Origin of the sequence: Myroides albus, assembly GCF_009711045.1 — a bacterium.
In the GTDB taxonomy this organism is placed as follows: Bacteria; Bacteroidota; Bacteroidia; order Flavobacteriales; family Flavobacteriaceae; genus Flavobacterium; species Flavobacterium album_A.
This window is the reverse complement of record NZ_WMJX01000023.1, coordinates 34,684-46,376: the sequence shown is the minus strand read 5'-3', so window position 1 is coordinate 46,376 and position 11,693 is coordinate 34,684. Positions and strand designations below refer to the sequence as shown.

Below are 11,693 nucleotides of genomic sequence, written 5' to 3'. Positions count from 1 at the left end.
TGTTTCTAAAGATGCTACAACTGGAAATATCACAATTTCTTATAAAGATGGAGATAAAACAGAAGCATTAGATTTGACTACAGAAATTCAACGTGTTCAAAATTATGGTAGTATAACCAATACGACAGCTATTAAAGCAGATAAAAAAGGTGCTGGTTTTACTTTTAATAATGGAAAAGCTGAGGCAGGTACATTCTTAGAAACTGTAACAGATATATTGTCAGAGACTGTAACAGTAACATTAGATGACACTACTCAAGGAGATGCTGTTGTTTATAAATATACTGATGAGTCAACCAATACGCATTCATTAAATGTTACAGAAGATATTTCTAAGACATTTAAGACAGTTTTGAATAAAGATGGAAATAAACAGTTGATTGAGAATATTGTGAACCAACAAGCTCCATTAGCAAGTATAACTAATACTGCAGCTAGTAAAGTAGATAAAAAAGGTGTTGGATTTACGTTTAATAATGGAAAAGCTGAGGCGGGTACATTCTTAGAAACCGTAACTGGTTTAACCAAGAATACTACTGAAGTAACATTACCAGATAATACTAAAGGAAATGTAATTGATTACGATTATGTTGATGAGTCTGGTAATACACATAAAATAGCTGTTACTCAAGATGTTGCAGATACATTTAAAACAATCATTAATCAAGGGGATAATTATAGTTTACTTGAAGAAATTATCAAGAACACTATGAAGACGGAAGGTAGTAAAGTTACAGTGATTGATGATGCGGGTGATGTTGTTTTAGTTGTTGTAAATGATGAAGATGAAAAGAGGGTTAATATTACACAAATGATAGCAAATGATGCGAAGAATCCTTGGTTAGTACAAGGATCTGCAAATATAGCTAAACTTGACAGTGATAATATTGCTCATACAGGTACAGTTGCAATTGGTGGGAATACTTTATTAACTAATCCGAAATCAACTAAGACTAAGTTGTCTGTTGATGGAGATGTGGTAATTTCAGGTAAGTTCTTCTCAGGAAGTTCTATTTATGCGGATTACGTATTTGAAAAGTACTTTACAGGTGCATCTGATTTGAATTTGACCTATGAGTTTAAATCTCTTGATTACGTTAAAGAATTTGTTGAAAAATACAATCACTTACCAGGTGTTACAAAAATATCGGAAGTAACTAAATCAGAAGATGGTAAGTATATGATTGATTTTACTGAGTTGTCAATTCAACAGTTAGAAAAAATTGAAGAGCTGTACTTACACACAATTGAACAACAAGAGCAAATTAATAGTTTGCAGAATCAAGTTGATCAAATGGAAGCAAGATTAAAAGCTCTGGAAGGTAAATTATCAAAATAGTAACTTAGTTATTCACTCTATTTATTAGTAAAGCGACATCTAATTTAATTAGATGTCGCTTTTTTTTATTCTCATTGGTAAAGATCGTAAAGTACGAGAGATCTTCATAGAGAGATATGACTTTTAAAGTTTTAGTTTTCAAGTACTTTTTTCTTTGATGTAATAGAATAATGGCTTAGTATTTATTATTAATTATAGGATCTTTGGTCTTTTTATGGAGAATAGATGCTCGACCAATGGTACTTAAGGGCTTAGTTAGATTTACTTATAATAACTTGAGTTCGATATAAGTATAGAATGAAATAGAATGAGTGTTTTTTAGGTAATAATTTACCAATATTCAATCCTAAAATATATCGATGTTACTTATCACTAAATCACTGATGTTGAAGACCAAGTTAAAAGGAAGGAAAGTTTAATTGATGTTTTATTAAGTGTCTTAGCTTGCACTTTGTTCGGGTTTGCTGGGGGATTCTTGGGGGTTTCCTTGCCAAGAAGGCACTTTTCTCGAAGAAAGGTGCAAGAAAGGTGCAAGAAAATCTCAAGCAACTCCCTATTAAATTGGAATAGAGTAAAGGGTTGGTTATAGATAGAAATGGGTAATCAATAGTTTTTTTTAAGTAACTATTTTTGACAATGATATTTTATGATTCTGTTTTTCCAATTTTTTTATGTGCTTTTACTTTACTTATTAGATTATTACAAGAAAGCTAAGTTCACGTAAGTTTGATTATTAGAATAAAACGTTCGCCAAGAGCGTTCATTAAGTATTAAAGTCAAGAAAACGCAATGAACTCACAGATTTTATTACTTGCTAATCTATATTAGAAGAAAAATGTGATTGCTAAAAGATTAAAGGGGTGAACTGAATTGTTTGTGCCAAGTTAAACATACAAAACAAAAGCTCTAAACGTATTGTATTTACAATATTTTTGATGAAAATAGACTACTGGCTTAAGTTGAATTCATATTATATTAATTTGAATAATATAATCGAAACTTTGAGCTTTAATCATAAGATAAAAAAAGTCGATGGTAAATTTTTACTATCGACTTCTATATTTTACTGAAGAAATAAGTTAGATAAAATAGGCGGCAATCACACCTAAGATAATTGCAACTAATTTATTTATATTAAACTTATGATCTTCATTGCTTTCAAAAATAATTGTAGAAGATATATGGAATAGGATACCAACTACAATTGCTGATATTTCAGCATAATAATGAGTCAAGAAGGTAATTTCACCTGATATTAAAGTACCCAAAGGTGTCATCGCAGCAAAAACAAGCATAAAGAATAAAATAGACTTTTTATTCATTTCACCATTAATAAAAAAGGCAGTAAGTATTACCGCAATTGGCAAGTGATGTATCGCTATTCCCCAAGCTAATTCATGATGTTGACTCACTGGCATTCCTTCAAATAGAGCATGTATGCACAAACTGATAAACAATAACCAAGGGATCTTGTCTAATTTGTCGTGTGCATGTACATGTCCGTGTTCAGCTCCTTTCGAAAAGTATTCTAATACAATTTGAAATACAATACCAATCATAATGAAAAAGCCGATTGTCGTATTGCCATTGTGGGCATGTCCATGCCCATGTGCATCAGCTAAATGCTGATGAGCTTGATCTTCTATTCCATAGCTGTAAACGTCAGGAAGTAGATGTGTTACAGTCAACGTCAATAGAAATGAACCACTAAAAGCCATAAGTAGCTTTAGGTGCTTTTTGTTTTTGGGCTGTAGGAGAACCGCTATTAGGTATCCTACAATGACCGCTATAAAGGGTACTATAAAAACCATTGGCTTATTTGAAAATCATAATTAAACGATCTGACTCTTTTTTATAGAATTTTTTAAGTTTGTAATCTCCAAATACATCAAGAAGGTAAATATCATTTTCTTCCATCATTTTTTCAAAATCTTCAAGTCGTAATGCCTTTACTTTTTCTGTGTATTGATGATGTTGTCCATCTGCATCAAATTCTATATTTTTTATGATGAAACCATCTTCGTATTTTCTTTTAATGTCAAAAGTGATACCATCTACCTCTTTTGTCTCTTGAGGAATCAAATTTGGGATTACTTTATCGACATTCATAAAATCTATTACAGCTAATCCATAATCTGTTAAACTGTTTTGAATCGCTTTTAAAGCTTTAGCGTTGTCTTTTTCATCCGCAAAATAACCAAAGCTTGTAAATAAGTTTAATATAGCATCGTACTTTTGAGTGAGATCTTCTCTCATATCATGCACACTGAAATGAAGTTTTTCATTTTCAAATTCTTTTGCTGCATTAATACTATTTTCTGAAAGATCTACTCCTGTTACATCGTATCCTAATTTGTTTAAGTAAATAGAATGTCTTCCTTTACCACATGCTAAATCAAGTACTTTTGCATCCTCTGGTAAGTTTAAGTAATGTGCCAGATTATCAATTAATAATTGCGCCTCTTCATAATCTCTATCTTTGTATAAAGTATGATAATACTCCGTGTCAAACCAAGAAGCATACCAAGCTTTGTTCTCTTTAGACATAGTTTTAGTTTAAATTTTTTATTAGCCTACAAATTTACTTTATTTTTGTGGATTAATTAGAGTAAACAAATTATTCCTAAATATAAATTCAAGATGGGAAATTTTAAAATGGTAGCTAAGACTTTCTTTGGTTTCGAAGAAACTTTAGCTAAAGAATTACAGTTATTAGGTGCAATGAATGTTCAACAAGGAGTGAGAATGGTAAGCTTTGTTGGTGATAAAGGCTTTATGTATAAAGCCAATTTGGCCTTGCGAACTGCCTTAAAGATATTAAAGCCTATAAAACAATTTGCTGTCTATAACGAAGCTAATTTATATAAGGGAATACAAAGTATCGACTGGAGTGAATACCTTAGTGCAAATCAAACTTTTGTAATTGATTCAACTGTGTTTTCTGACAATTTTAATAACTCATTATTTGTAGCTTTAAAATCAAAAGATGCTATCGTTGATCAATTTAGAAATGAGTTTGGCAAACGCCCAAGTATCGACAAAGATTTTCCTGACTTGAGAATTAACGTTCACATTCAAAAAGATATGTGTACTGTTTCTCTTGATTCTTCTGGAGCTTCTTTGCACCAAAGAGGATATAAAACAGCAACGAATATTGCTCCGATTAATGAAGTTTTAGCTGCTGGAATGCTATTGATGTCAGGATGGGATGGTAGAACAGATTTCATTGATCCGATGTGTGGATCAGGTACTATATTGACAGAAGCTGCAATGATTGCTTGTAATATCCCTGCCAATATCAATAGAAAAGAGTTTGCATTTGAACGTTGGAATGATTGGGATGCTGATTTATTTGATAAGGTTCAAGAGTCTTTGCTCAAAAGAGTGAGAGAGTTTCACTATACAATAAAAGGCTATGATAAAGCACCTTCTGCTGTAATGAAAGCAAAAGACAACGTTAGAAATGCTAATTTAGAAGAATATATAGACATCAAAGAGGAGAACTTCTTTGACACGAAAAAAGAGACAGAAGGACCTTTACACATGGTCTTTAATCCTCCTTATGGTGAGCGTCTTGATATTAATTTGGAACGCTTTTACAGAGAAATAGGAGATACTTTAAAACAAGGATACCCTGGAACAGAGGCTTGGTTTATTACTGGAAATATAGAAGCATTGAAATATGTTGGTCTAAGACCTTCGAGAAAGATTAAATTATTTAATGGTAAATTAGAGTCTCGCTTGGTAAAGTATGAATTATATGAAGGAAGTAAAAAAGGGAAGTATATTAATGATAAATAAAAAAACATGGGAGTAGGTACTAAAACCATTTTATTACAGTTCGTTAGTTTTGCAATTCTGTTTGTTTTGGCAAGACTTGGATTGTCTTATTTTACTGATTTGCAAGGGCTATGGTTGCCTGTGATTAGTGCAGTTGTAGCAACCATTTTAGCTCCGCAGTTTAAAGTATTCAAAACAGATCAAGGAGATAAAATCTGTGTACGTTGGATCTTTTTAAAGAAAATTAAAGTTTTAAATTAAAACAGACACCCGATAAGTAATGCTTATCGGGTGTTTTTTTATTATTTTTTGTAATTGTAGTTTGTTAAACGTAAGTCGAACTTACCATCTCGAAATATAACTTCGCCATTTGTTGCTTCCTTTGGTATATTAAACTCTACAGATGTAGTTGTTACCCTATAGATTACCGCATCTACGGTTTCAAAGCTGTTATCTGGAGGTAATGCTCTGGTGGATAGCTTAGGTGCTGTTGTTTGCTTTCTAAAAATAATTTTATACTTGCTTTCTTGTTCAGGGTCAAGTCCTTTTCCTTCAAGAATAACGGTTTCTCCTGGAGCTTTATCATTGAAGTTTACGTTAGAGAAAGAGATATTAGAATGCTCTGTTTCTCCTTTGTTATCATCAGACGAGCAGCTTGTCAAACTTATTGCTGTCAATAGAAATAAGGTTAAGACTTTTTTCATGTTTATTAAAGTTAGTTGATTAGTAAAATCTAAAATACAAAAAATAAGTAAAGCACAAAGTAATTCACAGCAGATTAATAAAAGCATGAACACCTGTACTCGCTTTTTCAGCGATAACTGTAATGTGATGCCTAAAGGAGTTTGTCATTGCTGGATTGGGATCAATATAATATACTTTGGCATTTTCGTTGGCGTAATTAATTAAAGAAGCAGCAGGATAAACTTGAAGAGAGGTACCTATGATAAGGATAATATCTGCTTGTTCAACAATTGGTATTGCTCGTTCTAATTCTGGGACCATTTCTCCAAACCAAACAATATGGGGTCTTAATTTATGTCCTTTGTCATTTTGGTCTGAAGCCAATAGATCTCCTGTCCAAGGATATACTAATGTTTCATCTTCTTCACTGCGAACTTTGAGCAATTCGCCGTGTAAATGTAAAACATCTTTACTACCAGCTCTTTCATGTAAGTCATCGACATTTTGAGTAATGATAGATACATTGTAATCTTTTTCTAACTCAACTAATAGCTGGTGTGCTTGATTAGGTTGACAACTCAAAAGTTGTCGTCTTCGGTCGTTATAGAATTTTAATACGAGTTCTTTATTGCGAATCCACCCTTGTGGGGATGCAACATCCATTACGTCATGCCCTTCCCATAATCCATCAGCATCTCTAAAAGTTTTTATGCCGCTCTCAGCGCTAATTCCCGCTCCACTAAGTACTACTAATCGTTTTTGCATAATATTATTACCTTTGTGTTTCAAAAAAATAAAAATAGAATGAATATTTCAAAAAAGCTATTTCAGGATCTTGAATATTTAGAATACTTAGAGTCTTTCTTGACTGAAAGTAGAGTAGAGCGATTCAAGGAAGTTCTTGTCAATAGAACCAAACATATTACAGTAGTCGCGGAGGATGTATATCAGTTACACAATACGAGTGCAGTAATGCGTAGTTGCGAAGTTTTTGGAGTACAAGAATTAAGAGTTATAGAGCAAAAGTTTGGAAAGAGAATAGATAAAGAAATTGCTTTAGGAGCAGAAAAATGGGTAGACATTCACAGGTATAGTACAGTTCAAAGTAGTATCGATGATGTAAAGTCAAAAGGATATCAGATTGTAGCTACTACACCCCATGTTGAGGCAAATCACTTAGAAGATTTCGATATCACTAAGCCCTCAGCTATCTTTTTTGGTACTGAGAAAACTGGATTATCTCCAGAAATAATTGAACAAGCAGATGCGTATATTAAAATACCAATGGTTGGTTTTACAGAGAGTTTAAATATCTCTGTTTCGGCAGCTGTTATTATTCAAAATCTTACCACTCGTATTCGTCAGTCAAATGTCAGTTGGCAATTGACCGAAGCAGAGTTAATTGAGAAGAGAATAGATTGGGCACGAAAATCAATTAAAGACATCGATTTCGTTACAGCGCGTTTCTTAGAACAAAAACAAGAATTATAGTATAAATAAAGGGAGGTAGTGAAAACTACCTCCCTTTGATATTATGTTGTTTTTCTTCTAATTTTCATATTAATAAATTCCACTACAAGTGAGAATGCAATTGCAAAGTACAAATATCCCTTAGGAACGGCTCCAACTTCCTGGCCAGCTAAGACAGCATGAGAGATATGCATACTCTCTGTTGTTAACATAAAGCCTATTAGAATCAAAAAGGATAATGCGAGTATTTGTATAGAAGGGTTTCTATTAACAAAATTACCTACTGGTACTGCGAAGATCATCATTACTGCAACGGATACAATTACAGCAGCAATCATAATGTACAAAGCTCCTTGTATTCCATTGGTCATACCAACAGCAGTCAAGATACTATCTATAGAGAAGATAATATCAATCATTAGGATTTGAATTAAAATATTTCCAAAACTTTTTACAGCTATTTTCTTTGCTGAATCTTTTTCATCTACAGGTTCATTGTGTTGTACATGGCTAACTTTCTCATGTATTTCTTTAGTTGACTTATAGATTAAGAAAATACCCCCTAATAAAAGAATAAGGGCTTGACCATTGAAACTGGCACTAAACCATCCCCAGTCAATGGAGAAAAGAGGTTTTTTCATTGCGATAAGCCATGATACACCAAATAGTAAAGCGATACGCATGAACATTGCTAAAAATAACCCTATTTGCGTTGCTTTTTTTCTTTGATTTTCAGGTAACTTACCTGTAACAATCGAAATAAATATTACGTTGTCAATCCCTAAGACTATCTCTAAGAATGTTAGGGTAATAAAGGCGACTATAGCATCAGCTGTAAAAAGTACTTCCATTTCTATTTTATATGTGAATTAGCAATTATAATTCTCCTACTTTGACAAGAGTTCCTCTCTCTTTTCTTGCATCACCTACTATTCCATACTCAAATACACATGAGTTGCCATCTGTAGTAATGATTTTCATAGTCACTGCCTTTTTCTCAGCCATGTTTTTTGGGTGTAGCTTTTGCAATATATACTCACAATCATTGACCCAACGAATACTTGAAGTATCTGTCTTTCCTTCAAAGGTTTCTATTTCGTACTCTTGCGTGCGAATAAACGTAGATGTTTTCTTTTCACCATCTACTTCTGCAGTAAATTCAAATTTACCTGTTTTAAAGTCTTTGCAATTGCGTTCTTGTTTATAACAAGAAGTTGCAACAATTGCTGTTAATGGTAAAATAAAGTAGATTAATTTTGATTTCATATTGTTGTTATTTTCCAAATAGTGATTTCATTATTGTTTGCAAACCTTTAAAAAACAATAGCATAGACCCTACGCATACAAGGCATCCTAACCCAAAAACTAAGTAGAAATATGGGTGATCTTGATTTTTTAAAGATGTATTAATTAGAACAGGACCAATAAAGAACATTGGGAAGGTAGCTGCCAAGTATTTGACGCCTTTAAAGAGTAATTTACGGTCAGTGTGTTTTTGTTCCATTATATTATTTTTTGTATTGAATGATTGCCTTTCGGACATTTTGGTGTTTTTCTAATAGACTTTTAGCCTCTTGTTCGGAAACCTGTAGTTCTTCAACAAGCATTTGTATTCCCCTTTGGATAAGCTTAGCATTCGTCATTTTCATATCTACCATTTTGTTTCCTTTTACTTTTCCCAATTGAATCATTGTAGTAGTAGAAATCATATTTAATACTAATTTCTGGGCTGTGCCTGCTTTCATTCTTGAACTTCCTGTGATTACTTCGGGTCCAACAATCACTTCAATAGGGAATTTTGAACTTTGACTAAGTGGGCTATTGGGATTACAAGAAATACTTACCGTGGGAATATCATGAGTATTACACATCTTTAAAGCATTAATAACATAAGGGGTAGTACCTGATGCTGCAATGCCAACTACAATGTCGTTATTGTTTATTTGATGAGATTGAAGATCTAACCAACCTTGGTTAAGATTGTCTTCTGCATTTTCAACTGCATGACGAATAGCATAATCTCCACCAGCTATGATTCCAATTACTAAATCTGGAGAAACGCCATAAGTGGGAGGGCATTCGGAAGCGTCTAAAATACCAAGTCGACCAGAAGTTCCTGCTCCAATATAAAATAGTCTTCCTCCTTTTTTTAGTTGGAATACGACTTGCTTAATTGCATTTTCAATTTGAGGTAATGCTTTTTTTATTGCCATAGGTACGCTGTGATCTTCTTCATTGATGATGTGTAAAAGCTCACTTATTGACTTTTTTTCTAAGTCATTATGCACAGATGCTTGTTCTGTTATTTTTGTAAATTCCACTTTAGATTTTAAAATGATTTAAGCAAAAATACTTAAAATACTTTTATATCGCAGATTAAAAAATAGTTATCAAAAATGAAAATGAGCAGAAATCATAGAACAAGAGATAGTTGCGATTGTTTACTGTGTAATTATAAGTGAAAGAGAGTATTGTATAATAAATCTCTATTGATTAAAACTTGCTTTGACAAAGGTTTAACGAAAAGTACAAGTAAAAAAAGATATAGTATAGCTGTTATGTTAAATAAAATAGTACTTTTGCCGACTTATGCAGACTGCCTTATCGTCGGCTTTATTATAAAGCGGGAGGAAAGTCCGGACACCACAGGGTAGCATAATGGGTAACACCCATCCGTAGCTTTGCTATGAGGACAAGTGCAACAGAAAGTATGTACAGGTAATGCTGTAGTGAAACCAGGTAAACTCTATGCGGTGAAATGCCATGTATATTTAGCGTTTGAGGGCGACTCGTCCGATGCTTTAGGGGTAGGCAGATGGAGCCATTGAGTAATTGATGGCCTAGATAAATGATAAGGGGATACTTTTTTGAGTATTTACAGAATCCGGCTTATAGGTCTGCATTTTTTTTAAAAGAAATCCGTTTAGTAAACAGGCGGATGTATTATAAAGAAGAGAGTTAACATTTATAATCTGTTAGCTCTCTTTTTTGTATTATAAGTTAGGGTAAACTATTCTTCTTCTCTATCCCAAGTATCTTCTTCGTCATATTCACTCTCATCCTCGTCATCTTCTATTTCTTCTTGTTCAAATTCAAAGAATGTGAAAACTGAACCTCCATAACTTTTCTCAAATGAGAAGTGTGGCAAGTGTTCCAATTTAGTGAATTTAGAGTGTTCTATTATTAGCATTCCATCTTCACTTATTAATTCCAAATTCAAGATATCTGTGACTATTTTCTCGAATTGTTCTTGTGTGAAGTCATATGGAGGATCAGCAAATACAATATCGTAAGAGGTTTTGTGTTTTTCAATAAACTTGAATACATCTGCTTTAAAAGGAACTATATTTAAATCAAATTCTTTTGCTGTTTTCTTGATGAAATTGACACAGCCATAGTCACCATCTACACTCACAATAGATTCGGCTCCTCGTGAGGCGAACTCATAACTGATATTACCAGTACCAGCAAATAAATCTAAGATAGTTAATTCACTAAAATTGAAATGGTGATTTAGGATATTAAATAAGGCTTCTTTCGACATATCAGTTGTAGGTCGAACAGGTAGGTTTTTAGGAGGATTAATTCGTCTTCCTTTTAATTTTCCGGATATAATTCTCATGAATGGAATAATATATAATGTTGTTTAGGTACTTGATAATGTAGAAGTAGGCCTTCTGCAATAAATGCGTGTTCATTTATCACGTGGACTTCTTTGATGAAAGTATAAGCTTGCTGGTATACATGATCGTCTTGATCGACTCTTCCAAGCAAGTAAATAGGAATTAGATTTGGATCAAGATTCAATTGTTCATAGGTAAATAAAACGTAGTAAATAAAATCTTCAGGGCTATTGTACTGAAAAGAGTTAAACAACAGTAGTTTGTTGTTTTTGGCAACGACAATTTCGAAGCGATCCTTTTTTAAATATGTATAAACAGCGGTCGTTGTTTCCTTTTTACTTTTAGGTAGTAAAAGTTGAACAAGTCCTGTATTTATATTTTGATATGTAAATGTACCATATTTGTCTAATAAGAAGTTATTCAGATCGATAAAGGGAATATATACGTTGTTAAAATCGTAATTACTCACTTCATCAAATGCAAAGAAGTCTGTGGTGAATACTTTGGTATTGTACTGTAGATAGGCACCCATCAATTCTTCTTTAAATAGCGATTTAGGTACAAAGGTGTTGAGAGTACTGTCGTGAAGAACAAGTACTTCGTCGTATTTTTCTGATAATTGATCATACTTCTCAAAAAAGCGTTCAAGTTGCTCTTCAAAGCTTTTCTTATGGGTAATTGCTTCAGAAGCAAAATAAGTAATCTCATGAGATAATAGATTCTTAATAACAAATGAAAATTTGTTTAAAGAAGCTTGTATCACTAATTTCTGATTATTTCTTGCCATCGCGATTGAT

General features: G+C 32.8%; 13 protein-coding genes, 1 other RNA gene and 1 pseudogene. 5 read left to right on the top strand and 10 right to left on the bottom strand.

The window, feature by feature from the left end:
* Positions 1-1,339, top strand: a pseudogene (locus GJV76_RS15725) (hypothetical protein); the annotation flags it as partial.
* 1,079 nt (positions 1,340-2,418) lie between these two features.
* On the opposite strand, the gene GJV76_RS10840 reads toward GJV76_RS15725, so the two are convergent.
* Positions 2,419-3,150 carry a ZIP family metal transporter gene (locus GJV76_RS10840; RefSeq protein WP_155092636.1) on the bottom strand — a complete coding sequence of 244 codons (732 nt, stop codon included), beginning with the start codon at positions 3,148-3,150 and terminating at the stop codon, positions 2,419-2,421.
* Positions 3,151-3,154: 4 nt separating this feature from the next.
* On the bottom strand, positions 3,155-3,886 hold the full coding sequence (locus tag GJV76_RS10835) for a class I SAM-dependent DNA methyltransferase (protein ID WP_155092635.1): 732 nt from the start codon (positions 3,884-3,886) through the stop codon (positions 3,155-3,157).
* A 108-nt stretch (positions 3,887-3,994) separates the two neighbouring features.
* Here GJV76_RS10835 and GJV76_RS10830 point away from each other — a divergent pair, with 108 nt between their 5' ends.
* Complete coding sequence (locus tag GJV76_RS10830; protein WP_160339474.1) at positions 3,995-5,140, top strand: THUMP domain-containing class I SAM-dependent RNA methyltransferase; 1,146 nt, start codon at positions 3,995-3,997, stop codon at positions 5,138-5,140.
* Positions 5,141-5,146: 6 nt separating this feature from the next.
* Positions 5,147-5,380: a hypothetical protein gene (locus GJV76_RS10825; RefSeq protein ID WP_155092633.1), complete on the top strand. Its 234-nt coding sequence runs from the start codon at positions 5,147-5,149 to the stop codon at positions 5,378-5,380.
* A 41-nt stretch (positions 5,381-5,421) separates the two neighbouring features.
* Here GJV76_RS10825 and GJV76_RS10820 read toward each other — a convergent pair whose 3' ends face one another.
* Positions 5,422-5,823 carry a hypothetical protein gene (locus GJV76_RS10820; protein WP_155092632.1) on the bottom strand — a complete coding sequence of 134 codons (402 nt, stop codon included), beginning with the start codon at positions 5,821-5,823 and terminating at the stop codon, positions 5,422-5,424.
* Positions 5,824-5,887: 64 nt separating this feature from the next.
* Complete coding sequence (locus tag GJV76_RS10815) at positions 5,888-6,568, bottom strand: SIR2 family NAD-dependent protein deacylase (RefSeq protein ID WP_155092631.1); 681 nt, start codon at positions 6,566-6,568, stop codon at positions 5,888-5,890.
* A gap of 39 nt (positions 6,569-6,607) precedes the next feature.
* Between GJV76_RS10815 and GJV76_RS10810 the strand changes: the two genes are divergently transcribed.
* On the top strand, positions 6,608-7,294 hold the full coding sequence (locus GJV76_RS10810; protein ID WP_155092630.1) for a TrmH family RNA methyltransferase: 687 nt from the start codon (positions 6,608-6,610) through the stop codon (positions 7,292-7,294).
* A 41-nt stretch (positions 7,295-7,335) separates the two neighbouring features.
* Here the strand turns inward: GJV76_RS10810 and GJV76_RS10805 are convergent, their stop codons facing one another.
* From GJV76_RS10805 to murQ, 4 genes are read right to left on the bottom strand one after another with little or no spacing between them, the layout of a single operon-like run.
* Positions 7,336-8,124 (bottom strand): TerC family protein, encoded by a 789-nt coding sequence (locus GJV76_RS10805; RefSeq protein WP_155092629.1) that lies wholly within the window; start codon positions 8,122-8,124, stop codon positions 7,336-7,338.
* A 25-nt stretch (positions 8,125-8,149) separates the two neighbouring features.
* Positions 8,150-8,539, bottom strand: coding sequence for a DNA topoisomerase IV (locus tag GJV76_RS10800; protein WP_155092628.1), 390 nt, complete (start codon positions 8,537-8,539; stop codon positions 8,150-8,152).
* A gap of 7 nt (positions 8,540-8,546) precedes the next feature.
* The gene (locus tag GJV76_RS10795) at positions 8,547-8,777 is read right to left on the bottom strand and encodes a DUF6095 family protein (RefSeq protein ID WP_155092627.1); all 231 of its coding nucleotides are present in this window, start codon (positions 8,775-8,777) and stop codon (positions 8,547-8,549) included.
* A 4-nt stretch (positions 8,778-8,781) separates the two neighbouring features.
* Complete coding sequence (gene murQ, locus GJV76_RS10790; protein WP_160339472.1) at positions 8,782-9,594, bottom strand: N-acetylmuramic acid 6-phosphate etherase; 813 nt, start codon at positions 9,592-9,594, stop codon at positions 8,782-8,784.
* 267 nt (positions 9,595-9,861) lie between these two features.
* Here murQ and rnpB point away from each other — a divergent pair.
* Positions 9,862-10,181, top strand: an RNA gene (gene rnpB / locus GJV76_RS10785) — RNase P RNA component class A.
* Between the two features lie 102 nt (positions 10,182-10,283).
* Here the strand turns inward: rnpB and GJV76_RS10780 are convergent.
* A complete protein-coding gene (locus GJV76_RS10780) occupies positions 10,284-10,895 on the bottom strand; it encodes an RsmD family RNA methyltransferase (protein ID WP_155092626.1) in 612 nt (203 codons plus the stop codon).
* Positions 10,892-11,683 carry a DUF3822 family protein gene (locus tag GJV76_RS10775; RefSeq protein WP_155092625.1) on the bottom strand — a complete coding sequence of 264 codons (792 nt, stop codon included), beginning with the start codon at positions 11,681-11,683 and terminating at the stop codon, positions 10,892-10,894. The genes GJV76_RS10780 and GJV76_RS10775 overlap by 4 nt, the downstream gene beginning before the upstream one ends.
* Positions 11,684-11,693: the final 10 nt, after the last annotated feature.

Bases quoted from the DNA above. Each gene is read 5' to 3' on its own strand.
- GJV76_RS10825 (WP_155092633.1), top strand. From the start codon at position 5,147: ATGGGAGTAGGTACTAAAACCATTTTATTACAGTTCGTTAGTTTTGCA.
- GJV76_RS10775 (WP_155092625.1), bottom strand. From the start codon at position 11,683: ATGGCAAGAAATAATCAGAAATTAGTGATACAAGCTTCTTTAAACAAA.
- GJV76_RS10780 (WP_155092626.1), bottom strand. From the start codon at position 10,895: ATGAGAATTATATCCGGAAAATTAAAAGGAAGACGAATTAATCCTCCT.
- GJV76_RS10835 (WP_155092635.1), bottom strand. From the start codon at position 3,886: ATGTCTAAAGAGAACAAAGCTTGGTATGCTTCTTGGTTTGACACGGAG.
- GJV76_RS10805 (WP_155092629.1), bottom strand. From the start codon at position 8,124: ATGGAAGTACTTTTTACAGCTGATGCTATAGTCGCCTTTATTACCCTA.
- GJV76_RS10830 (WP_160339474.1), top strand. From the start codon at position 3,995: ATGGTAGCTAAGACTTTCTTTGGTTTCGAAGAAACTTTAGCTAAAGAA.
- GJV76_RS10815 (WP_155092631.1), bottom strand. From the start codon at position 6,568: ATGCAAAAACGATTAGTAGTACTTAGTGGAGCGGGAATTAGCGCTGAG.
- GJV76_RS10810 (WP_155092630.1), top strand. From the start codon at position 6,608: ATGAATATTTCAAAAAAGCTATTTCAGGATCTTGAATATTTAGAATAC.
- GJV76_RS10820 (WP_155092632.1), bottom strand. From the start codon at position 5,823: ATGAAAAAAGTCTTAACCTTATTTCTATTGACAGCAATAAGTTTGACA.
- GJV76_RS10800 (WP_155092628.1), bottom strand. From the start codon at position 8,539: ATGAAATCAAAATTAATCTACTTTATTTTACCATTAACAGCAATTGTT.
- GJV76_RS10840 (WP_155092636.1), bottom strand. From the start codon at position 3,150: ATGGTTTTTATAGTACCCTTTATAGCGGTCATTGTAGGATACCTAATA.
- GJV76_RS10795 (WP_155092627.1), bottom strand. From the start codon at position 8,777: ATGGAACAAAAACACACTGACCGTAAATTACTCTTTAAAGGCGTCAAA.